The organism is Pseudomonas sp. AC255 (assembly GCF_979258175.1).
On record NZ_OZ409841.1, the window covers coordinates 4,904,435 to 4,926,339 of the forward strand.

The following is a 21,905-nucleotide window of genomic DNA, read 5'->3' on the forward strand; positions in this document are numbered from 1 at the left end:
GTTCCGACTCCGCCGGGGCAAAATGATTCCCCAATCGGATCCAGACAAGTCTCTACCTAAGTCAAAACGGATCAACGAATGTCGATCCCCGCAGCGCGCGATTATCTAGTAGCCCGGATGACAACGCATCAGGGGTAACAAAGTATTTATCGCGAAAACAGCCTAAAAACAGTCGAAATTTCCGAAAAAGGTGTTTCAGGCACTGTCAGGTCTGTAACAAAAAGGTAACCGGGCCATCGTTGACCAGGTGCACCTGCATATCGGCGCCGAATCTACCTGATGCCACAGTGCCATGCACCTGTTTCGCCTGGCTCAATAAATAGTCGAACAATTCCTCACCCAGTGCCGGCGGTGCGGCCGTGGAAAAGCTCGGGCGCAGGCCGCTTTTGGTATCGGCAGCGAGGGTGAACTGAGAGACCAGCAGCAACCCGCCACCCACATCCGCCAGGGACAGATTCATCTTGCCCTGGGCGTCACTGAATACTCGATAGTTAAGCAGCTTATGCAGAAGTTTGTCGGCGCTGGTACGCGTATCGTCGGGTTCTACCGCGACCAGCACGAGCAAACCCTGATCGATTGCGCCGACTACCTCGCCGGCGACCTCAACCCGCGCACCACGTACGCGTTGCAACAGCGCCTTCATGCTTCTTCGAGTGGCAGGTCGAGCAGGCGCTGGGCCATTTTGCTCGCGGCGCGCACCAGCGCATCGGTGATGCCCGGCTCGGACGCGGCGTGGCCGGCGTCGCGGATCACCTGCAATTCGCTGTTCGGCCAGGCCTGGTGCAATTCCCAGGCGTTGTCGAGCGGGCAGATCACGTCGTAGCGCCCGTGAATGATCACGCCGGGCAGATGAGCGATCTTGCCCATGTCGCGGATCAGCTGGTTCGGCTCAAGGAAGGCGTTGTTGGTGAAGTAGTGGCATTCGATCCGCGCAATCGACAGCGCGCGCTGCGGCTCGGAGAAACGATCGACCACCAGCGGGTTCGGGCGCAGAGTCGCGGTGCGCCCTTCCCAGGTCGACCACGCCTTCGCCGCATGCATCTGGGCGATTTGATCGTTGCCGATCAGGCGTTTATGGAAAGCGCTGAGCAGGTCGTCGCGCTCGTCCAGCGGGATCGGCGCGATGTAGTCCTGCCAGTAATCCGGGAATAGACGGCTGGCGCCGGCCTGATAGAACCATTCGATTTCCTGCGGACGGCAGAGGAAAATCCCGCGCAGAATCAGACCGTGCACGCGCTCCGGGTGGGTTTGCGCGTAGGCCAACGCCAGGGTCGAACCCCAGGAGCCGCCGAACAGCACCCATTTTTCAATGCCCAGGTGTTTGCGGATGCGCTCAAGGTCTTCGACCAGATCCCAGGTGGTGTTGTTTTCCAGGCTGGCGTGCGGGGTGGAGCGACCGCAGCCGCGCTGGTCGAAGGTGACGATGCGATACAGATTCGGATCGAAATAGCGTCGGCTCTGGGCGTCGCAGCCGGCGCCGGGGCCACCGTGGATGAATACGACCGGCAATCCTTCCGGCGAGCCGCTTTCATCGACGTACAGCGTATGGGTGTCATCGACAGCCAGATCGTGCCGGGCGTGGGGTTTGATCTGCGGAAACAAAGTCTGCATTGCGCGCTCCGTAAGGGGTCGAGGTCATCCCTGGGGGGACTCGTATTATTCTGCCGTTGGGCATCATAAACCCGATTTGCGTCAATGAGCATGCCTGTGCGCTGTCACCGTTTGTCAGCCATCACCTTCACGGTCTGAACGCGATCCTGTGGGAGCGAGCCTGCTCGCGAACGCGGTGTGTCATTCAACCTGGATTTTGGCTGAAAGGCCGCTTTCGCGAGCAGGCTCGCTCCCACAGGGGTTATGCGCTGTAGTGAGATTTTGCCCAGGCCAGATAGCCCTGCAGCAATTCCCTGAGCACCACCCGCGTCGGCTCGGCCAGGTCAGCGCGGTAGCGGAACGGTTCGAACTCTTCCATGTAGGTGGACTGGCACAGTTCCAGCTGCACGGCGTGGATGTTCTGCGCCGGATCGCCGTACTGGCGGGTGATGTGCCCGCCCTTGAACCGACCGTTGAGTACATGGGTGAACTGCCCGTGCCGCGCGCAGATGGCTTCCAGTTGACTCGCCAGTTGCGCATCGCAACTGGCGCCATTGAAGGTGCCAAGGTTGAAGTCCGGCAGTTTGCCATCGAACAGGTGCGGGATGATGGAGCGGATCGAGTGCGCATCGAACAACAGCGCGTAGCCGAATTCGGCTTTCAGTCGTGCCAGCTCTTGCTGCAAGGTGCGATGGTACGGCGTCCAGATCTGCTCCAGGTAAGTCGCGCGCTCCTCTTTCGACGGTTCCAGACCTTCCTGAAACAACGGGATGCCGTCGAACAACGTCGCCGGGTACAAACCGGTGGTTGCCCCGACATACAACGGCTTGTCGTCGGACGGCCGGTTGAGGTCGATGACGAAACGCGAATACTCGGCGGCCAGGGTGCTGGCGCCCAGCTCCTCGGCAAAATCGTAGAGCTGCGGGATATGCCAGTCGGTGTCCGGCAGACTCTTCGCAGCGGGGATCAACCCGGCTTCGACCGCCGGGGTCAGACGCACGCCGGCGTGGGGCATGCTGATCAGCAGCGGCACGCGGCCTTGTTTGAAACTCAGAACCTTGTCCACAACCGCCCTCCTAGAAATTCGATTCGACGCCGTGACGCACGACGCGCTTGTCCAGATCGCCACCGAGCCAATAGGCCAGATCCGCTGGACGCTCGATGTCCCACGCCACGAAATCAGCGACCTTGCCGACCTCCAGCGAGCCATGGGTATCGGCCAGGCCCAATGCCTGCGCGGCATGGATGGTCGCTCCGGCCAAGGCTTCTTCCGGGGTCATGCGAAAACAGGTGCAGGCCATGTTCAGCATCAGGCGCAACGACAGCGCTGGCGAGGTGCCGGGATTGAGGTCGCTGGCGATGGCGATCTTGACCTTGTGCTTGCGCAGCGCGTCCATCGGCGGCAGCTGGGTTTCGCGCAGAAAGTAGAACGCGCCGGGCAGCAGGACGGCGACGGTGTCGGCGGCGGCCATGGCGATCGCGTCGTCCTCGTCCATGAACTCCAGGTGATCGGCGGACAAGGCTTTGTAGCGCGCGGCGAGGCTGGAACCATGCAGCGAGGACAATTGCTCGGCGTGCAGCTTCACCGGCAGTCCGAGTTGTTGCGCGGCGACGAAGACCCGCTCGACCTGCTCCGGCGAAAACGCCAGGTATTCGCAGAACGCATCCACGGCATCGACCAAACCTTCGGCGGCGAGGGCCGGAAGCATCTGCTCGCAGACCAGATCGATGTAATCGTCGGCGCGATCCTTGTACTCCGGCGGCAACGCGTGCGCCGCCAGGCAAGTGCTGCGGACGCTGATCGGCAGCTCTTCGGCCAGGCGCCGGATGACCCGCAGCAGCTTGCGCTCATTGGCCAGATCGAGACCGTAGCCGGATTTCATTTCCACCGTGGTCACGCCGTCGCGCATCAGGCTTTTCAGGCGTTTGGCGGCGCTGGCGTACAACTCGTCTTCGCTCGCTTCACGGGTGGCGCGCACCGTGCTGGCGATGCCCCCGCCCTGCGCGGCGATCTCGGCGTAGCTGACGCCTTGCAGACGCTGCTCGAACTCACCGCTGCGGTTGCCGCCGAACACGGTGTGGGTGTGGCAGTCGATCAGACCGGGGGTGACCCACGCACCCTGCAAATCATTGACCGCCGGGTATTCGCCGGACGGCAATTGAGTGCGCGGGCCGACCCACTCGATCAGCGTGCCGGACGTCACGATCGCGGCATCCTCGATGATCGAATAGGCGCCGTTGGCCATGGTTGCGACGTGGCAGTGTTGCCAGAGGGTTTTCACTGTTGGCCTCCGTTTGGGTTTGTATGGTGAGCAGCCTCAAAAGCCCCTCACCCTAGCCCTCTCCCAAAGGGAGAGGGGACTGACCGTGTTGTTCTGTCGAGATATGCCGACCTGAAATTTCTCAGCCGAACTCACGTTGCGAAAACAATGAAGATCGGCTCCCTTCCCCCTCTCCCCCTTGGGGGAGAGGGCTGGGGTGAGGGGGAGCGATTTCACTAACAATACAAATCTCCCCGTAAAGCGCTTACAAACTAGGCAACAACTGCCCAGCAACAAGCTCGGTCAGACACCGCGACGCCAGCAATTCAGTCGCCGCATTGATGTCCGGCGCAAAGAAGCGGTCCTTCTCATAGAACGGCACTTCCTTGCGCAAGATCGCCCGCGCCTGTTCCAGCTTCGGCGAAGTCTTCAGGCCGTTACGCAGATCCAGGCCCTGCACTGCCGCCAGCCATTCCACGGCGAGAATGCCGCGAGTGTTCTCGGCCATTTCCCACAGACGCTTGCCCGCCGCCGGGGCCATCGATACGTGATCTTCCTGGTTGGCCGAGGTCGGCAGGCTGTCCACCGAATGCGGGTGGGACAACGCCTTGTTTTCGCTGGCCAACGCCGCAGCGGTGACCTGGGCGATCATGAAACCGGAGTTCACCCCGCCATTGGCCACCAGGAACGGCGGCAGTTGCGACATGTGCTTGTCCATCATCAGCGAGATGCGGCGTTCGCTCAGCGAGCCGATTTCAGCGATGGCCAGGGCCATGTTGTCAGCGGCCATGGCTACCGGTTCGGCGTGGAAGTTGCCGCCGGAAATCACGTCGCCTTCAGCGGCGAAAACCAAGGGGTTGTCGGAAACCGCGTTGGCTTCGACCGCCAGCACTTCAGCGGCCTGGCGGAACTGGGTCAGGCAGGCGCCCATGACTTGCGGCTGGCAGCGCAGCGAATACGGGTCCTGGACCTTGTCGCAGTTCTGGTGCGAGGCGGAGACTTCGCTGCGCTCACCGAGCAGATCGCGGTACGCGGCAGCAGCATCGATCTGCCCTCTCTGCCCACGCGCGGCATGAATGCGCGCGTCGAACGGCGAGCGCGACCCGAGCACGGCTTCTACGGTGAGACTGCCCAGCGCCACTGCACCGGCAAACAGATCTTCGCCTTCGAACAGGCCGCGCAGGGCAAACGCTGTGGAAACCTGGGTACCGTTGAGCAGCGCCAGACCTTCTTTAGCCGCTAAAGTCAGCGGCGCCAGGCCGGCGACTTTGAGTGCTTCGGTGGCTTCAAGCCATTCGCCCTTGTAGCGCGCCTTGCCCTCGCCCAGCAGCACCAGCGACATGTGCGCCAACGGCGCCAGATCCCCCGACGCACCGACCGAACCTTTCAGCGGAATGTGCGGATAGACCTCGGCATTGATCAGCGCAATCAGCGCATCGATCACCTGCCGACGGATGCCGGAAAAACCACGGCTGAGACTGTTGACCTTGAGCACCATGATCAGTCGCACAAGGTCATCGCTGATCGGCTGGCCGACGCCGGCAGCGTGCGAGAGCACCAGCGAACGCTGCAGGTTCTCCAGGTCTTCGCTGGCGATGCGCGTCGAGGCCAGCAGGCCGAAACCGGTGTTGATGCCGTAGGCGGTGCGGTTCTCGGCGAGGATCTGTTCGACGCAGGCGACGCTGGCCTCGATCTGCGCGCTGGCGCTGTTGTCGAGGGTCAGTGTGACCGGGTTCTGATAGACGTCACGCAGTTGGGCCAGGCTCAGTTGGCCGGGGATCAGATTCAGCGCAGTCATTAAAATGCTCCTGTCAGGCATTGTTATTAACTACCAGTCGCTCCGGAGCATTCCGTTATCCGTCGTTTCTCGTCTTGTGAACGATCCACGCCTTGGCACGCTGGTATGGGTAGTTGTCAGTGCAAATTCGGTAGAACGTTGTGCGGCAGATTCGGGTCTTTCAGCACGGTCGCAGCGGCAGCGATATCCGGCGCCAGCCAGCGATCCTGATCGTAGGCGGGGACCGTTTCGCGCAGCAGTTTCCACGCGCGGTCAGTGCCCACGCCAAAGCGCTGTTCCTTGAGGAATTCAAACGCCTGCGCCGCCAGCAGGTATTCAATCGCGAGGATCTGCGTGCAGTTTTCCAGCGCGCGATGCAGCTTCAGCGCGGCGTTGGTGCCCATGCTCAGGTGATCTTCCTGCAGGCCCGAGGTGATGTAGTTGTCGAGTACCGCCGGTTGCGCCAATTGACGGTTTTCCGCACACAGCGAGGCGGCGACGTATTGCACGATCATCATCCCCGAGTTGACCCCGGGATTGGCCACCAGAAACGCCGGCAGACCGCTGACGTGCGGATTGACCAAACGGTCCAGACGGCGCTCGGCAATCGAGCCGATTTCGGCCATGGCAATCGCCAGCAGATCCGCCGCCATCGCCACGGATTGACCGTGCGGGTTGGCCTGCGACATCACCCGGAAATTGTCCGGTGTGCCGAGCAGTAACGGGTTGTCGGTGCAGCCGTTTAGTTCGGCTTCCACCTGTTTGATTGCGTGCTCCAATTGATCACGCGCGGCGCCGTGGACCTGCGGGATCGAGCGGATGCTCAGCGCGTCCTGAGTGCGAATGCCTTTGCTTGCGGCGATCACTTCGCTGCCATCGAGTAATGCACGCAGATTTTCGCCGACCTGCTGCATGCCCGGATGCGGCTTGAGCGCAATGATCTCGGCATCGAAGGCATCGATCTGGCCGCGCTGGGCTTCAAAACTCATCGCACCAATGACATCGGCCCATTGCAACAGCCGCGTAGCATCGGCAATCGCCAGGCAACTGAGGCCGGTCATGCAGGGCGTGCCGTTGACCAGACACAAGCCATCCTTCGCGCCGAGCTGCACAGGTTGCAGGCCCTCTTCGGCCAGCGCCTGTTGCGCCGAAATGATCTGCCCGCGATAACTGACATTGCCAACGCCGAGCAGCGCGATGCCGATGTGCGCCATGTGCGTCAGGTAACCCACCGAACCCTGCGACGGCACCTGCGGGGTGATGCCGCGATTGAGCAGCGCCAGCAGCCCTTCGACCACACGCCGATGCAGGCCTGACTTGCCGTGGCTGTAGTTGTGGATCGCAGCGCAGATGATTGCGCGGGTCTGCTCGTCGCTGAGCACCGGGCCGACACCGCAGGCATGGCTGAGCAAGGTGTTGCGCGAGAGTTGGCTGAGCTGTTCGTCCTGCAGCGAGACGTTGGACAGACCGCCCAGACCGGTGTTGACGCCATAGGCGCGCTCGCCGCTGGCGACGATGCGCTGGACGATGGCCTGAGCGTTATCGAGGCGCGCCCAGGTTTCGCTGGACAGTTCCAGTGGCGCACCGTGCCGGGCAACGGCGACCACGTCCTGCCAACGCAGAGGGCTGCCTGTGATAACGATTTTTTCAGCCTGGGACATCTAAAACCTCATACCAATTCTGTTGATGCAAGTAACCCTGTGGCGAGGGGATTTATCCCCGTTGGGTGGCGAAGCCGCCCCAAACCATGCCCGCAAATCCGTCAGACAGACCGCAGTGGCCGGTTTTACGACTGCTTCGCAGCCGAACGGGGATAAATCCCCTCGCCACAAAGGCCACTCAGTCTCAGACCACCGCCGCGCGCCGCTGCACGAACCGGTCGACATACTCATCGGCCGGTGAATGCAGGATCTCTCTTGGCGTGCCCACCTGGATCAACCGGCCATCCTTGAGAATCGCGATGCGATTGCCGATGCGCACGGCTTCGTCGAGGTCGTGGGTGATGAAGACGATGGTTTTGTGCAGGGTCTTTTGCAGTTCCAGCAACTGGTCCTGCATCTCGGCGCGGATCAACGGATCCAGCGCACTGAACGCTTCGTCCATGAGGATGATGTCGGTGTCCGCCGCCAATGCACGGGCGAGGCCGACGCGCTGACGCATGCCGCCGGAGAGCTGGTGCGGGTATTTGTTTTCGTAGCCTTTTAGACCGACGGTGTTGATCCAGTGCAGCGCGCGTTCGGCGCAGACCTGCTTGCTTTCGCCACGTACTTTCAGGCCGTAGGCGACGTTATCGAGCACGGTCTTGTGCGGCAGCAGACCGAAGCTCTGGAACACCATGCTGATCTTGTGTCGACGAAATTCGCGCAGGGCGTCCATGTCGTACTGCAGGATGTCCTCGCCATCGACCAGAATCGCCCCGCTGGTAGGATCGATCAGGCGATTGAAGTGGCGCACCAGGGTGGATTTGCCCGAGCCGGACAGGCCCATGATCACAAAGATTTCACCGGTGCCGATGCTCAGCGACAAGTCGTTCACGCCGACCACGCAACCGGTTTCGTTGAGCACCTGATCCTTGCTCTTGCCCTGGCCGACCATGGCCAGCGCATCCTTGGCGCGGTTGCCGAAAATCTTGAAGACGTTGCGCACTTCGATCTTGCTCACGCTTGCGTTGCTCATTTGCTCACCTCGTGGCGTGGCCGACCGTACGCTTGAGTAATGCGGTCGATGACCACCGCGAGAATCACGATCGCCAGCCCGGCTTCAAGACCACGGCCGACGTTGAGGGTCTGAATCCCCACCAGCACGTCTTCACCGAGGCCGCGGGCGCCGATCATCGAGGCGATCACCACCATCGACAGGGCCATCATCGTCGTCTGGTTGATCCCGGCCATGATGCTCGGCAGCGCCAGCGGCAGTTGCACGCCGAACAGTTGCTGCCAGCGGTTGGCGCCGAAGGCATTGATCGCTTCCATGACTTCGCCGTCGACCTGGCGAATACCAAGGTCGGTCAGGCGAATCAGCGGGGGCGCGGCGTAGATCACCGTGGCGAAAATCGCCGGCACCTTGCCCAGGCCGAACAGCATCAGCACCGGAATCAGGTAAACGAAACTCGGCATGGTCTGCATGATGTCGAGCAGCGGCATCAGCACCGAACGCAGGCGATTGCTACGCGCCGAGAGAATCCCCAACGGGATGCCGATCAGCACCGAAATGATCGTCGCGACCATCATCAGCGCCAGGGTCTGCATGAGTTTGTCCCAGAGGCCGACCGCGCCCACCAGAAACAACAGACCGACAATCACGGCGGTGGTCACGACTTTGCGCGTGGCGTGCCAGGCGATGACACCGACGATTGCCAGCATCAACCACCACGGCGCCGCACGCAGCAAACCTTCGAGACTGACGATGGCCCACAACAGCGTGTCGGAGATATGCCGGAACACGTCGCCGTAGTTGGTCACCAGCGAATCGACCCAACCGTTGACCCAGTCGGCGATGGAAAAGGTAAAGCTTTCGGGAAACATAAGGGACTCTCAATCAAGGGGTTGCGATCAAGCGTCCGGCTGCCGTGGCTGGCAGCCGGGGAAACCTGACCTACAAGGCCGCGTCGATTTTCTTGGCTGCGTCGTCGCTCACCCATGCGTGCCAGACTTCAGGATGTTCCTTGAGGAAGATTTTCGCCAGTTTTGCCGACTCGATGCGTTCCTTGGCCATGCGGCCGAGGTTCTGATTGAGCAGGTCGATCGGCAGGTTGACCTTTTCCAGCACGGCGACCAGTTCCGGGGCTTCGTCGTGGAAGGTTTTCGACAGGCCGACCTTGATGCTGACGGTCTTGTCGACGCCGGGTTTCTCTTCCAGTTTGACTGCATCGATCTGGCCCATCAGCGGGGTCGGCGACCAGTAGTAGAAGAGGATCGGCTCGCCGCGCTTGTAGCTCGACAGCACCGCCGCATCCAGCGCAGGTCCTGTGCCTGGGCGGAAGTTGGTGTAACTGTTTTCCAGGCCATAACTCTTGAGCATTTCGCTGTTGTCGAGCTCGCAGGTCCAGCCGGCCGGGCAGTTATAGAAGCGGCCCTTGGACGGCTCTTCGGCGTCCTTGAACACGGCGGAATACTTGCCCAGGTCAGCGATGTTTTTCAGCTCCGGGGCTTTCGCCTCGAGCTTGCGCTTGGCGTCGCCTTCGATCACGTAACGCGGCACGTACCAGCCTTCGACAGCGCCCACCACCGGTGCACCGACGCCGACGACCTTGCCGGCCTTCTCGGCCTTGTTCCAGACCTCGCTGCGGCCGACCCACTCTTCGGCAAACACTTGAATATCGTTACTGCTCAGGGCGTTTTCCATGGTGATGGAATTGCCCGGCAGGCTGTCGGTCTTGCAGCCGTAACCTTTCTCCAGCACCACTTGCAGCACGTCGGTCAGGAGCATGCCGCTTTCCCAGTTCAGCCCGGCAAATTTCACCGGTTTGCCCGATTCGCACCAGCCGGCGGCTTGCGTCGCGCCGGCACTGGCCAACAGGCCCATGGACAGCAATGTGGTCAGCAGGGTCTTGTTCGATTTCATTGTCGTGACGCTCCTAATCATGAATGGGCTTACGGCAGTTCAAGAGGCATCCAGCCTGGTCCACGTCCAGATCAGGCCTGCGCCGCAGCGCGACCGGCCCCGCTCGTTTTTGCTTGTAGGGTGCTGTTCTGCTCGACCGGCAGAATCAGGCGGTCGGGCACTGCGCTGTGCCATTTCTTTGCGCAGAAGTAATAGACGGCGGCCGGCAGCACCAGGCCGATGATCCAGGAAATGTCGACATCACCGAGGGCGGCCACCAGTGGGCCGGTGTAGAACTTGGTCGAGATGAATGGCAATTGCACCAGCACGCCGAACACGTAGACGCTGATACCGAGCAGGTTCCAGCGGCCATAGCGACCGTCCGGATCGGCCAGCGCCGTCACGTCGTAACGCTCGCGGGTGATGCAGTAGTAGTCGACCAGATTGATCGCGCTCCACGGGGTGAAGAAGGCGAGCAGAAACAGGATGAACGACTTGAACGCACCGAGGAACGAGTGCTGCCCGAGCAGGGCAATCAGGGTTGCCGCGCCGACGATGAACAGCACGAACACCAGCCGCTGCATGCGGGTCACCGTCAGGTGCCCTTTGAAGCCACTGATGATGGTGGCGATGCACATGAAGCTGCCGTAGGAGTTCAGCGTCGAGATGGTCACCTTGCCGAACGCGATGCTGAAATACAGCAGCGCGGCAGTGGCGCCGGTACCGCCGAGGCCGACGATGTAGGCGACTTCATGGCCAGCGAATTGACCGTTGGCCGACGCGGCGGCAAATACACCGAGAACCATCGCGACTTGCGCGCCGATCACCGAACCTGCGCCAGCGGCGAAAAGGTTTTCACCGATGAAGTGGTGCTCGGCAGGTAGCGTGAATAGTCCGCCACATACGGGCCGAAAGCGATCTGCCAGGACGCCGCCAACGACACCGCCAGCAGAAAGCTGCTCCAGCTGAAGTGGCGGATTTGCAGGAGTGCACCGACGTCGGTCTGGCTCATCAGCCGCCAGAACAGGAATACGAAAGCGATCACGCCAATCACACTGGCGACGCGGCCGATCCAGTGGATTACCCGGTAGCCAAGCACCGTGACCAGCACGATGACGCTGGCGAAAATCAGGATGCCTACACTGTCGCTGACATCGAACAACTGGCCCAGCGCTTGCCCGGACAGCACCGTTCCGGTGGCGGTGAAGCCGAGGTACATCAGGCACACCAGCACGATCGGAATCGCAGCGCCGTAAACGCCGAATTGCACACGACTGGAGATCATCTGCGGCAGGCCCAGTTTCGGTCCTTGCGCGGCATGCAGCGCCATCACACCACCGCCGAGCAGTTGGCCGATCAAAAGACCGATCAACGACCAGAACACATCACCGCCAAGCACCACGGCCAAGGCCCCGGTGACGATCGCAGTGATCTGCAGATTGGCGCCCATCCACAGGGTGAACTGACTGAACAGACGACCGTGTCTTTCCGCTTCCGGGATGTAGTCGATCGAACGCCTTTCGATCAACGGAGTACTGCCTGCACGTTCGTTGTTAACCGCCATGATTCAACCTCTGTGGATTGCTATTCGGGTTCACTGAAATTCCTCTGTGGGAGCGAGCCTGCTCGCGAATCGGTGTATCAGGCACAGCAGTAGCGACTGACACGACGCCTTCGCGAGCAGGCTCGCTCCCACATAAAACCAGAGCGTGTTACCCGCCAGTGATCATCGGCAGATTCAGCCCCTGCTCTTTCGCGCAGTCGATGGCGATCTGGTAACCGGCATCGGCATGGCGCATGACGCCGGTAGCCGGGTCGTTGTGCAGCACGCGAGCGATGCGCTCGGCGGCTTCATCGGTACCGTCGCAGACGATCACCATCCCCGAATGTTGCGAGAAGCCCATGCCGACACCGCCGCCGTGATGCAATGAGACCCAGGTCGCGCCGCTGGCGGTGTTCAGCAGTGCGTTGAGCAGCGGCCAATCGGACACGGCGTCGGAGCCGTCCTGCATCGATTCGGTTTCGCGGTTGGGACTGGCCACCGAGCCGGAGTCGAGGTGGTCGCGACCGATCACCACGGGTGCCGACAGCTCACCGCTACGGACCATTTCGTTGAAGGCCAGACCGAGCTTGGCGCGCTGGCCCAGACCGACCCAGCAGATACGTGCCGGCAGACCCTGGAAGCTGATGCGCTCGCGGGCCATGTCCAGCCAGTTGTGCAAATGCGCGTCGTCCGGGATCAGCTCTTTGACCTTGGCGTCGGTTTTGTAGATGTCCTGTGGATCACCCGACAGCGCCGCCCAACGGAACGGGCCGATGCCACGGCAGAACAGCGGACGGATGTAGGCCGGCACGAAACCCGGGAAATCGAAAGCGTTTTCGACGCCTTCTTCCTGAGCCATCTGACGGATGTTGTTGCCGTAGTCGAAGGTCGGAATGCCTTGCTTCTGGAACTCCAGCATGGCTTTCACATGCACCGCCATCGACTGCTTGGCGGCTTTGATCACAGCGGCCGGTTCGGTCTTGGCGCGGGCGCGGTATTCGTCCCAGCTCCAGCCGGCCGGCAGGTAGCCGTTGAGCGGATCGTGGGCGCTGGTCTGGTCGGTGACCATGTCCGGGCGCACGCCGCGCTTGACCAGTTCCGGGAGGATTTCCGCCGCATTACCGAGCAGCGCGATGGAAATCGCTTTGCCTTCTTTGGTGTATTTGTCGATACGCGCCAGAGCGTCGTCGAGGTCTTTGGCTTGCTCATCGACGTAACGGCTCTTCAGGCGGAAATCGATGCTGACTTGCTGGCATTCGATGTTCAGCGAGCAGGCGCCGGCCAGGGTGGCGGCCAGCGGTTGCGCGCCGCCCATGCCACCGAGGCCGGCGGTGAGCACCCAGCGGCCCTTGAGGTCAGCGTTGTAATGCTGGCGCCCGGCTTCGACGAAGGTTTCATAGGTGCCCTGAACGATGCCCTGGCTGCCGATGTAGATCCAGCTGCCGGCGGTCATCTGGCCGTACATGGCCAGGCCTTTGGCGTCGAGTTCGTTGAAGTGTTCCCAGCTCGCCCAGTGTGGCACCAGGTTGGAGTTGGCGATCAATACGCGCGGTGCGTTGCTGTGAGTCTTGAATACGCCGACCGGCTTGCCCGACTGCACCAGCAGGGTTTCGTCGTCATTCAGGTTGGTCAGGCTCTCGACGATCTTGTCGTAGCACTCCCAGTTGCGCGCGGCGCGACCGATGCCACCGTAGACCACCAGTTCCTTCGGGTTTTCGGCAACTTCCGGGTCGAGGTTGTTCATCAGCATGCGCAGCGGCGCTTCAGTCAGCCAGCTCTTGGCGGTCAGCGTGTTACCGCGTGCGGCGCGGATCTGCACGTCACGAAACTTGTTGCTGTTCTGGGTATTGTCAGTCACGAAAAAGACTCCTCAGCGATCAATTCAAACCAACCCTGGCAGTGGGCAGCAGCCTGCGCGCTATGCTGCGCGACAAGCGAATCAGTGGACGCTGCAGAGAGTCTCGAACGACTCATACGCATACGTCTTTACTTGTACATACAAGCATATGCAATCAAGCGGCCAACTTGTTGGAGGAGTGTTCAGGAAAAATCAGGGGTAGGGCTGGAGAGCGCCTGAATCGGGGGTTCTGGCGTGAATGAAATTTTCCGGCAGGAGATTCCGGGGAGATGCGGCTGGGCCAGGTCAGCGTGGGTTTGCGCCACGCTGGGGCGTTCGGTAACAAGTTGGTGCGTGGAGGGAAACAAGAGTGGGGATGGCTTTTGTGGCGAGGGGATTTATCCCCGCTGGGCTGCGCAGCAGACCGCTTTTTTATCAAGAATGGGGCCGCTTCGCGACCCAGCGGGGATAAATCCCCTCGCCACAGGGGTGTGTTCAGTTCTGGAGGAGTTCGATCACGCAGCATGCGGCGTTGGTGGAGACTTCGACCAGCCCGCTGTTGCCGTCCAGCTGCAGGCAATCATGCCGACCGAGCTGTGAAACGCCGTCGCCTACACGCACGTCCATCAGCTCACTGACACTGAACACCAGCACTGTCGATGCCGAACTGAAGAACCGCTGCTCGCCGGCCAACCACTGCAACCGCGCGCTGTAACATTGCGGCGCGTAGATCAGATTGAAGTCGCGAATCGCACCGCCGAGCAAGGTGCAGGACACCCGACTTTCGCCGCTGAAGGCGAACGGGTCCAGCGGTAACAGTGGGCGGGTAGCGTCACCGTCGACGCACAGGGTCATGCCGTCGCCCTGCAACACGGTGATCACTCGCTGGTAACCGGCGAATGTCGAGAAACCGCCCGATTCGGTGATGTCGGCAATTGACAGGCGCCAGCCGAAACCGTCCAGGCCAGCGCCGGCATCACGGGTGATTTCCTCGGTGCTGCCGCCGCCGTTTTTCCACGGCATGCGCGGGTAGCCTTCGGCGCGTAAAACCTTTATCTCATTCATTTGTGAAAGCGCCCTTCCAGACGATGGCGGGAACCCGGGTGAATCAAACGTGCCGCCGTCACCGGTTGACGCCCCGACCAAGTCCGCCGACGGATCAGCAGACACGGCTCGCCCTTTTCGATCTGCAGCAACTTGCACTCCGACGGCTCGGCAAGAATCGCTTCGACCACGTGTTCGCCCTCGGTCAGCGGCGCGACCTGGTTGAGATAGGCGTAGGGCGTTTGCAGAGTGAAATCCTGCTTGAGGTATTCCGGGGCGACCAAAGCGTTGACGAAACGGTCTTCGATTTGCACCGGGATGTCGTTTTCGTAGTGCACGATCAGCGAGTGGAAGACCTTCTGGCCTTCGCGCATGTCCAGCGCCAGCGCGCGTTCGGAACCGGCGGCCTCTTCTTCGAGGGTGATGACCTGACAGGTGTGGCGATGCCCGCGCGAGGCGATTTCGTCGGCAATGTTGTGCACTTCGAACAGCGCGGACTGGCTCTTCGGTTCGGCGACAAACGTGCCCACGCCTTGCATGCGCACCAGCAGGCCGTCGGCGGTCATCTCGCGCAGGGCGCGGTTGATAGTCATGCGACTGAAGCCGAGCTGGCTGACCAGCTCGCTTTCGGACGGCACGCGGTAGTGCGGCGGCCAATTACCGCTGTCGATCTGCTGGGTGATCATCTGTTTGACGCGGGCGTACAAGGGCGCCGGACTGTCGCCCATGTTCGCGGCCAACGGAGAAACTGGAGGCGGAGTCGGCACGGTTGATCCCTGTTCATTGGATGAAAGTGACTAGCTTGCCGGAGTTTACCGGGCAGGCAAACGTCTGTATATGTATATACAAATAACACACGATGGGGTGCCGAACGATGTCCGCCTTCTTTGCCGAACGCGCACTGCTGCCTAACGGATGGGCCAAAAATGTACGTCTCGAGGTCAGCGCCGATGGCCTGCTGACCCGAATCCAGGCCGATTCCAGCGCAGACGAAGCCGAGCGGCTGCGCGGGCCGTTGCTGCCGGGGATGCCCAATCTGCACTCCCACGCCTTCCAGCGTGCCATGGCTGGATTGGCCGAGGTGGCCGGCAACCCCAACGACAGTTTCTGGACCTGGCGCGATCTGATGTACCGCCTCGTCGGAAAAATCAGCCCGGATCAGCTCGGCATCATCGCCCGTCAGCTGTACATCGAAATGCTCAAGGCCGGTTACACCTCGGTCGCCGAATTTCACTACGTGCACCACGACAGCAACGGCCAGCCGTATGCCGATCCTGCCGAACTGGCTTTGCGTATCAGCCAGGCCGCCAGCGAAAGCGGCATCGGTCTGACCCTGCTGCCAGTGCTCTACAGTCATTCCGGATTCGGCGGGCAGACGCCAAACGATGGCCAGCGTCGCTTTATCAACAGCACTGAAAACTATCTGAATCTGCAAGCGCGGTTGCAGCCATTACTGGCGCAGCAAAAGGCGCAATCGCTGGGCCTGTGTTTCCACTCGCTGCGGGCGGTGACGCCACAACAAATCAGCGAAGTGTTGGCGGCCAGTGACAAACAATGCCCGGTGCACATACACATCGCCGAACAGCAAAAGGAAGTCGACGATTGCCTGAGCTGGAGCGGTCGTCGTCCGCTGCAATGGCTGTACGAGAACACTGAAGTCGATCAGCGCTGGTGTCTGGTCCACGCCACCCACGCCAACCCGGAAGAAGTCACGCTGATGGCCAACAGTCGCGCGATCGCCGGGCTGTGCCTGACCACTGAAGCGAATCTGGGTGACGGGATTTTCCCGGCGGTGGACTTTCTTGCCCAGGGCGGGCGCATGGGCATTGGCTCCGACAGCCATGTGTCGCTGAGCGTGGTGGAAGAATTGCGCTGGCTGGAATATGGCCAGCGTCTGCGTGACCAGCGGCGCAATCGCTTGTATGGCGCGCAGCAGCCGATGGTCGGTCGCACACTATATGACGCCGCGCTGGACGGCGGCACGCAAGCGTTGGGGCAACCGATTGGTGCGCTGAAAGTGGGCAAGCGCGCGGACTGGATTGTCCTCGATGGCAACGATCCGTATCTGGCGACGGCCAATGGCGACGGGATTCTCAATCGCTGGTTGTTCGCCGGCGGCGATCGCCAGGTGCGCGATGTGCTGGTCAATGGTCAATGGGTGGTGCGCGATGGCCGGCATGCTGGCGAAGAGGAAAGCGCCCGAGCCTTCACCCAGGTCCTGCGCGATCTTTTAGGGTAAGAAAAGCAAAAGATCGCAGCCTTCGGCAGCTCCTACACGAATGCATTCTCATGTAGGAGCTGCCGAAGGCTGCGATCTTTTCGCTCTTAATTAGACGTCTTGGCCATCTGCCGATCCGACGCGCGCCAGATCAGGCGTGTGGTGTCGTAACCCTGTTGACGCGCCTTGCTCAGCAATTCTTCACGCACTACACCGTTGACGGTCGGTGTGCGTGACAGCAGCCACAAGTACTTGCGACTCGGATCGCCGACGATGGCGGTCTTGTAATCGTCGCTGACATACAACACCCAGTACTCGCCCTTCGCCACACCCGGCACCAGGCGCGAGAACCAGTTATCGAATTCGACCCAGAGCTTGTCGGTCTTGCCCGGCACTTGTGGATAAGCCGTGCCCTTGGCTTCTTCCCACTGCCACTCCGGGGTCAGGCAACGGTTGAGCACGCCGACATTACCGTCAGGCTTGAGGGTGTAATGGGCTTCGGATTGCGCGCAGTGGCGCTGGAAGTACATCGGCAAGCGTGCCAGTTCATACCAGGTGCCCTGATAACGCTTGAGATTGACGCTGTTGACGGTCTTGGGCGCCAACGGGTCGACGCCGGAAGTGGCGCAGCCAGCCAGTACCAGGCCAGCAAAAAGGATCAGCAATAACCGCTTCATTTTTTTCTCCGTGGGCGCGAAGCCCCGGTTTACTTCAGGCCTTGGCCGGAAAACATCAGCACTTTGTCACCGGCGTATTGCACGCTGATAAAGCTGTTCTTGTCGCCCCAGGTGCAGCTGGACATACCGAGCGCGCCCGAGCAATCGGTGGGCTTGCCGAGAAGGGTTTCCACTTCGGACTTGGCCATGCCGGCCGAGAGCTTGGAGTAGTTTTCCTGATTGACCTTGCTGCATGCGGCCAACAGCACGCAAAACGACAGCAGGGCGATAGATCGCAGCGACATGGTGAAACTCCTGGAACGAGGGGGGATGGCATGGTGCCAACCAGAAGCTTAGAAGAGAAAAGTGTCATCTGGTTCCGTGACCGAACGCCTATTTATCAGCCCGCCCGTCCGGCTTTTGTCGGTAAATCAAAAACTTTGTGAAGCCGTCGAGCATTTCGTCGACTTTCCCCACAAGCGCCTAATCTTTGGCGCGGCGCGGTCGAAATAAGAGCAGCGCAACGCTGCCGAATATGGCAAATTGCCGCCCTTTCCTGACCAGCCCCTTCGCGGTAGTTCATTCGATGACCAGAAACATGAAATTCAGCCACAAGATTTTGCTGGCTGCTGCCCTTGTGGTGGCCGTTGCGTTCGTCTGTTTCATCCTCTTCAACGACTATCGCCAGCGTCAGGCATTGAGCAGCAGCACCGAAGCGACCATGCAGGAACTGGGTAGCCTGACCACCAGCAACATCCAGACCTGGCTGGAAAGTCGCATTCAACTGCTGCAATCGCTGTCGCAGCAAGTCGCCGTCGACGGCAACGCGCCCGCCAGCCTCAAGCGCATCATCGACCTGCCCGCCTACACCGGCAATTTCCAGCTCAGCTATTTTGGCGGTGCCGACGGCGTGATGTTCTCGGTGCCGGCCGGCAACCGTGCGCCGGACTACGATCCACGGGCGCGCGGCTGGTACAAAGCGGCCAACAGCGCGCAGCAGACCATCGTCACCGAACCGTACATAGCCGCTTCGTCGGGCAAACTGGTGATCACCGTCGCCACCCCGGTGCAGCGTCAGGGCCAAATGCTCGGCGTCGCCGGTGCCGACATCGATCTGACCAGCGTCAGCGCGATCATCAACTCGCTGAACTTCGGCGGCCACGGTCATGCATTCATTGTCAGCGCCGAAGGGAAAATCCTGATTCACCCGGACAGCAAGCTGGTGCTCAAAACACTGGCCGAGGCTTATCCGAACGGTGCGCCCAAAGTCAGCCCGGGCCTGAAAGAAGTCGAGTTCGACGGCAAGACCCAGTTGATCTCATTCACCCACGTCAACGGCGTGCCATCGGCTGACTGGTACGTGGCGCTGGTGCTCGACAAAGACACCGCGTTCTCGATGCTCAGCGAATTCCGCACCTCGGCACTGATCGCCATGGTCATCGCCGTGTTGATCATCATCGGCCTGCTCGGCATGCTGATTCGCGTGCTGATGCAACCGCTGCTGACCATGGGCCGTGCGATGCATGACATCGCTGAAGGCGAAGGCGATCTGACCAAGCGTCTGGTGATTCACGGCAACGATGAATTCGGCGCATTGGGTACGTCGTTCAACCGCTTCGTCGAACGCATTCATACGTCGATCCGCGAAGTGTCCTCGGCCACCGGCCAGGTCAACGAAGTCGCCCTGCGTGTGGTCGCTGCCTCGAACTCGTCGATGTACAACTCCGACCAGCAGGCCAGCCGCACCAACAGCGTCGCCGCCGCGATCAATCAGCTCGGCGCCGCCGCTCAGGAAATCGCCCAGAACGCCGCGCTCGCCTCGCAGCATTCCAGCGATGCGCGCAGCCTCGCGGTCGACGGCCAGCAGGTGGTGGATAAAACCATCCACGCCATGCAACAACTGTCGGCGAAGATCAGCGATTCCTGCGGCAATATCGAAACGCTGAACAGCAACACGGTGAACATCGGCCAGATTCTCGAAGTGATCACCAGCATTTCCCAGCAGACCAACCTGCTCGCACTCAACGCCGCCATTGAAGCCGCGCGTGCCGGTGAGGCCGGACGCGGTTTCGCCGTGGTCGCTGACGAGGTGCGCAACCTCGCGCACCGCACCCAGGATTCGGCGCAGCAAGTGCAGAAGATGATCGAAGAGCTGCAGGTCGGCGCACGCCAGGCGGTAACCATCATGACCGAGAGCCAGCGCGAGAGCGAAAGCAGCGTCGGCATCGCCAACCAGGCCGGCGAGCGTCTGGGCAGCGTGACCCAGCGCATCGGCGAAATCGACGGCATGAACCAGTCGGTAGCCACCGCGACCGAAGAACAGACCGCCGTGGTCGAGTCGATCAACGTTGATATCAACGAGATCAACACGCTGAATCAGGAAGGCGTGGAGAACTTGCAGGCGACGTTGCGCGCGTGTTCGGACCTTGAGCAGCAGGCGGCGCGGTTGAAGCATCTGGTCGGCAGCTTCAGGATCTAAGCTGCAGCCTCAGGCCTCTTCGCGAGCAGGCTCGCTCCCACAGTGGAATGCATTTCAATTGTGGGAGCGAGCCTGCTCGCGAAAGCGGCATAAGCCGCACTGAAGATTCAGAATCTTGAGCCGGGCCTGGACAGGAACTCCAATTCCTCAGACGTAGACTCCCGCCCCAACACCGCATTGCGATGCGGAAACCGGCCAAACCGGGCAATCACCTTCCGATGCCGCTCGGCATAGTCCAGGTTATCGGCAAACACCGCCCGCTCCGACTCTGGCTGTTCAGCCACCAATTCAATAAATCTGGAAACGGCTTCGTTCTGCACCGCGAGGTTTTCGCAGTGTTCGAACACCAGATAAATGAACACACGCTGAATCGGTTTCAACTGCCGATCGAAATCCGCTGCAATGCCTTGCGCGACAAGCTTCTGTGCGCGCAGATCACCGGAAAAGGCTTTGGGAGTGTCGCGATAGATCATGCGCGGCAGCTGATCGAGCAGCAGCACTACCGCCAGCCAGCCTTCGGGACATTGCGTCCACTCAGTCAATTCGCCGGCCAGGGCCTGATCGACAAAGACCCCGAAACGCGTCTGCGCTTCGAGGTCCTGGCTGTTTCGCTTGCCGAACCACAACTTGCCCTTTTCGGCCGCTACTTCGCTGGCTGATTCGGCGTGTCCGAACCACCAGTCGAGCAACGGCTGCCAGGGCGCGTGCATGGTTTATTCCTTGTGGTAGGCCGTGGCGCGGGCGACTTCTTCTTTCGAACCGAGGAACACTGCAACGCGCTGGTGCAGGCCTTCCGGCTGGATGTCGAGAATGCGCTGGTGACCGTCGGTGGACGCGCCGCCGGCTTGTTCGACAAGGAACGACATCGGGTTGGCTTCATACATCAGGCGCAGCTTGCCCGGTTTCGACGGCTCGCGGCTGTCGCGCGGGTACATGAACAGACCACCACGGGTCAGGATGCGGTGGACGTCAGCAACCATCGCCGCGACCCAGCGCATGTTGTAATTCTTCTTCAACGGACCTTCTTCACCGGCCAGCAGCTCGCCGACATAGCGCTGTACCGGGGCTTCCCAGTGGCGCTGGTTGGACATGTTGATGGCGAATTCCTGGGTGGTTTCCGGGATGGTGATGTCTTCGTGAGTCAGGACGAAGCTGCCCATTTCGCGGTCCAGGGTGAAGCCTTTGACGCCGTCGCCCAAGGTCAGCACCAGCATGGTCTGCGGGCCGTAGATGGCGTAACCGGCGGCCACTTGCTGGGTGCCTGGCTGCAGGAACGCTTTTTCGTTCAGCGGCTCGTTCTGGCTCAGGTACTCGTTCGGGCAACGCAGTACCGAGAAGATCGTGCCGACCGGGGCATTGATGTCGATGTTCGACGAGCCGTCCAGTGGGTCGAACACCAGCAGGTACGCGCCTTTCGGGTATTTGCCCGGGATCTGGTAGGCGTTGTCCATTTCTTCGGACGCCATGCCGGCCAGGTGACCGCCCCATTCGTTGGCTTCGAGGAGGATCTCGTTAGAGATCACGTCGAGCTTCTTCTGCACTTCGCCTTGCACGTTCTCGGTGCCCATGCTGCCCAGAACACCACCCAGGGCGCCTTTGGACACGGCGTGGCTGATCTCCTTGCAGGCACGCGCCACCACTTCGATCAAAAAGCGCAGATCGGCAGGAGTGTTGTTGCTGCGGGTCTGCTCAATCAAATAGCGACTCAAGGTAACGCGGGACATGGACGGCTCCGGTGGAATGGGGGCGGAAAACCCGCGCAGTTTACAGGGAGTCTGAAAACCTAGCGAGCGAAGACGCCGGCTAACGTGCGCCTGGGTGTATTTGCCTGTATGAGACGTGATTGTCGGTGGAGAGTTCAGGTGTCGGCTTGAGCGTAGTTGGAAATGGGGCGGGTGGTGGTTGAGTGATAGCGGCAGTTTGATGATTTTGTTGTTTGACCGGCCGCCATCGCTGGC

18 protein-coding genes and 1 pseudogene are annotated in these 21,905 nt (G+C 60.9%); 2 read left to right on the forward strand and 17 right to left on the reverse strand.

Annotated features, from left to right (window positions below; genetic code table 11):
• Nucleotides 1-205 precede the first annotated feature (205 nt).
• From dtd to hutC, 13 genes and pseudogenes are all read right to left on the reverse strand, one after another.
• Nucleotides 206-643: a D-aminoacyl-tRNA deacylase gene (gene dtd, locus ACZZ0K_RS22120; protein WP_463559331.1), complete on the reverse strand. Its 438-nt coding sequence runs from the start codon at nt 641-643 to the stop codon at nt 206-208.
• Nucleotides 640-1,611: a prolyl aminopeptidase gene (pip, locus tag ACZZ0K_RS22125; protein ID WP_126359265.1), complete on the reverse strand. Its 972-nt coding sequence runs from the start codon at nt 1,609-1,611 to the stop codon at nt 640-642. Before pip ends, dtd begins: the two co-directional genes overlap by 4 nt.
• Before the next feature lie 241 nt (nt 1,612-1,852).
• On the reverse strand, nt 1,853-2,656 hold the full coding sequence (gene hutG / locus ACZZ0K_RS22130) for an N-formylglutamate deformylase (protein ID WP_463559332.1): 804 nt from the start codon (nt 2,654-2,656) through the stop codon (nt 1,853-1,855).
• A 10-nt stretch (nt 2,657-2,666) separates the two neighbouring features.
• Nucleotides 2,667-3,872 (reverse strand): imidazolonepropionase, encoded by a 1,206-nt coding sequence (hutI, locus tag ACZZ0K_RS22135; RefSeq protein WP_463559333.1) that lies wholly within the window; start codon nt 3,870-3,872, stop codon nt 2,667-2,669.
• 244 nt (nt 3,873-4,116) lie between these two features.
• On the reverse strand, nt 4,117-5,649 hold the full coding sequence (hutH, locus tag ACZZ0K_RS22140; protein ID WP_056787278.1) for a histidine ammonia-lyase: 1,533 nt from the start codon (nt 5,647-5,649) through the stop codon (nt 4,117-4,119).
• A 116-nt stretch (nt 5,650-5,765) separates the two neighbouring features.
• Nucleotides 5,766-7,289: a histidine ammonia-lyase gene (gene hutH / locus ACZZ0K_RS22145; RefSeq protein ID WP_463559334.1), complete on the reverse strand. Its 1,524-nt coding sequence runs from the start codon at nt 7,287-7,289 to the stop codon at nt 5,766-5,768.
• 184 nt (nt 7,290-7,473) lie between these two features.
• Nucleotides 7,474-8,304 carry a quaternary amine ABC transporter ATP-binding protein gene (locus ACZZ0K_RS22150; protein ID WP_016772086.1) on the reverse strand — a complete coding sequence of 277 codons (831 nt, stop codon included), beginning with the start codon at nt 8,302-8,304 and terminating at the stop codon, nt 7,474-7,476.
• A complete protein-coding gene (locus ACZZ0K_RS22155) occupies nt 8,301-9,152 on the reverse strand; it encodes an ABC transporter permease (RefSeq protein ID WP_016772087.1) in 852 nt (283 codons plus the stop codon). The genes ACZZ0K_RS22150 and ACZZ0K_RS22155 overlap by 4 nt, the downstream gene beginning before the upstream one ends.
• 70 nt (nt 9,153-9,222) lie before the next feature.
• Complete coding sequence (locus ACZZ0K_RS22160; protein ID WP_460094343.1) at nt 9,223-10,191, reverse strand: ABC transporter substrate-binding protein; 969 nt, start codon at nt 10,189-10,191, stop codon at nt 9,223-9,225.
• 71 nt (nt 10,192-10,262) lie between these two features.
• Nucleotides 10,263-11,734: pseudogene (locus tag ACZZ0K_RS22165) on the reverse strand (purine-cytosine permease family protein).
• A gap of 148 nt (nt 11,735-11,882) precedes the next feature.
• Nucleotides 11,883-13,571 (reverse strand): urocanate hydratase, encoded by a 1,689-nt coding sequence (gene hutU, locus ACZZ0K_RS22170; RefSeq protein ID WP_016772090.1) that lies wholly within the window; start codon nt 13,569-13,571, stop codon nt 11,883-11,885.
• Nucleotides 13,572-14,045: 474 nt separating this feature from the next.
• The gene (locus tag ACZZ0K_RS22175) at nt 14,046-14,615 is read right to left on the reverse strand and encodes a HutD/Ves family protein (protein ID WP_463559336.1); all 570 of its coding nucleotides are present in this window, start codon (nt 14,613-14,615) and stop codon (nt 14,046-14,048) included.
• Nucleotides 14,612-15,322 (reverse strand): histidine utilization repressor, encoded by a 711-nt coding sequence (gene hutC / locus ACZZ0K_RS22180; protein WP_162803449.1) that lies wholly within the window; start codon nt 15,320-15,322, stop codon nt 14,612-14,614. The genes ACZZ0K_RS22175 and hutC overlap by 4 nt, the downstream gene beginning before the upstream one ends.
• A gap of 146 nt (nt 15,323-15,468) precedes the next feature.
• Between hutC and ACZZ0K_RS22185 the strand changes: the two genes are divergently transcribed.
• Nucleotides 15,469-16,833, forward strand: coding sequence for a formimidoylglutamate deiminase (locus ACZZ0K_RS22185; protein WP_463559338.1), 1,365 nt, complete (start codon nt 15,469-15,471; stop codon nt 16,831-16,833).
• Between the two features lie 86 nt (nt 16,834-16,919).
• Here ACZZ0K_RS22185 and ACZZ0K_RS22190 read toward each other — a convergent pair whose 3' ends face one another.
• Both ACZZ0K_RS22190 and ACZZ0K_RS22195 read right to left on the reverse strand, forming a co-directional pair.
• A complete protein-coding gene (locus ACZZ0K_RS22190; protein ID WP_016772094.1) occupies nt 16,920-17,489 on the reverse strand; it encodes a lipocalin family protein in 570 nt (189 codons plus the stop codon).
• A 29-nt stretch (nt 17,490-17,518) separates the two neighbouring features.
• Nucleotides 17,519-17,773, reverse strand: coding sequence for a hypothetical protein (locus ACZZ0K_RS22195; RefSeq protein ID WP_016772095.1), 255 nt, complete (start codon nt 17,771-17,773; stop codon nt 17,519-17,521).
• Between the two features lie 281 nt (nt 17,774-18,054).
• Between ACZZ0K_RS22195 and ACZZ0K_RS22200 the strand changes: the two genes are divergently transcribed.
• Entirely contained in the window at nt 18,055-19,947 is a 1,893-nt protein-coding gene (locus ACZZ0K_RS22200; RefSeq protein WP_463559343.1) for a methyl-accepting chemotaxis protein, read from the forward strand.
• Nucleotides 19,948-20,054: 107 nt separating this feature from the next.
• On the opposite strand, the gene ACZZ0K_RS22205 is transcribed toward ACZZ0K_RS22200, so the two are convergent.
• Nucleotides 20,055-20,657, reverse strand: coding sequence for a DUF924 family protein (locus ACZZ0K_RS22205; RefSeq protein WP_252885164.1), 603 nt, complete (start codon nt 20,655-20,657; stop codon nt 20,055-20,057).
• A 3-nt stretch (nt 20,658-20,660) separates the two neighbouring features.
• Complete coding sequence (locus ACZZ0K_RS22210; protein WP_016772098.1) at nt 20,661-21,671, reverse strand: class 1 fructose-bisphosphatase; 1,011 nt, start codon at nt 21,669-21,671, stop codon at nt 20,661-20,663.
• Between the last annotated feature and the right edge of the window lie 234 nt (nt 21,672-21,905).

Excerpts from the sequence above, each read along its gene's own strand:
- ACZZ0K_RS22195 (WP_016772095.1), bottom strand. The coding sequence starts at position 17,773 with ATGTCGCTGCGATCTATCGCCCTGCTGTCGTTTTGCGTGCTGTTGGCC.
- ACZZ0K_RS22190 (WP_016772094.1), bottom strand. The coding sequence starts at position 17,489 with ATGAAGCGGTTATTGCTGATCCTTTTTGCTGGCCTGGTACTGGCTGGC.
- ACZZ0K_RS22200 (WP_463559343.1), top strand. The coding sequence starts at position 18,055 with ATGACCAGAAACATGAAATTCAGCCACAAGATTTTGCTGGCTGCTGCC.
- ACZZ0K_RS22160 (WP_460094343.1), bottom strand. The coding sequence starts at position 10,191 with ATGAAATCGAACAAGACCCTGCTGACCACATTGCTGTCCATGGGCCTG.
- ACZZ0K_RS22205 (WP_252885164.1), bottom strand. The coding sequence starts at position 20,657 with ATGCACGCGCCCTGGCAGCCGTTGCTCGACTGGTGGTTCGGACACGCC.
- ACZZ0K_RS22185 (WP_463559338.1), top strand. The coding sequence starts at position 15,469 with ATGTCCGCCTTCTTTGCCGAACGCGCACTGCTGCCTAACGGATGGGCC.
- ACZZ0K_RS22150 (WP_016772086.1), bottom strand. The coding sequence starts at position 8,304 with ATGAGCAACGCAAGCGTGAGCAAGATCGAAGTGCGCAACGTCTTCAAG.
- ACZZ0K_RS22155 (WP_016772087.1), bottom strand. The coding sequence starts at position 9,152 with ATGTTTCCCGAAAGCTTTACCTTTTCCATCGCCGACTGGGTCAACGGT.
- dtd (WP_463559331.1), bottom strand. The coding sequence starts at position 643 with ATGAAGGCGCTGTTGCAACGCGTACGTGGTGCGCGGGTTGAGGTCGCC.
- ACZZ0K_RS22175 (WP_463559336.1), bottom strand. The coding sequence starts at position 14,615 with ATGAATGAGATAAAGGTTTTACGCGCCGAAGGCTACCCGCGCATGCCG.
- hutH (WP_463559334.1), bottom strand. The coding sequence starts at position 7,289 with ATGTCCCAGGCTGAAAAAATCGTTATCACAGGCAGCCCTCTGCGTTGG.
- hutC (WP_162803449.1), bottom strand. The coding sequence starts at position 15,322 with ATGGGCGACAGTCCGGCGCCCTTGTACGCCCGCGTCAAACAGATGATC.
- hutH (WP_056787278.1), bottom strand. The coding sequence starts at position 5,649 with ATGACTGCGCTGAATCTGATCCCCGGCCAACTGAGCCTGGCCCAACTG.
- ACZZ0K_RS22210 (WP_016772098.1), bottom strand. The coding sequence starts at position 21,671 with ATGTCCCGCGTTACCTTGAGTCGCTATTTGATTGAGCAGACCCGCAGC.
- pip (WP_126359265.1), bottom strand. The coding sequence starts at position 1,611 with ATGCAGACTTTGTTTCCGCAGATCAAACCCCACGCCCGGCACGATCTG.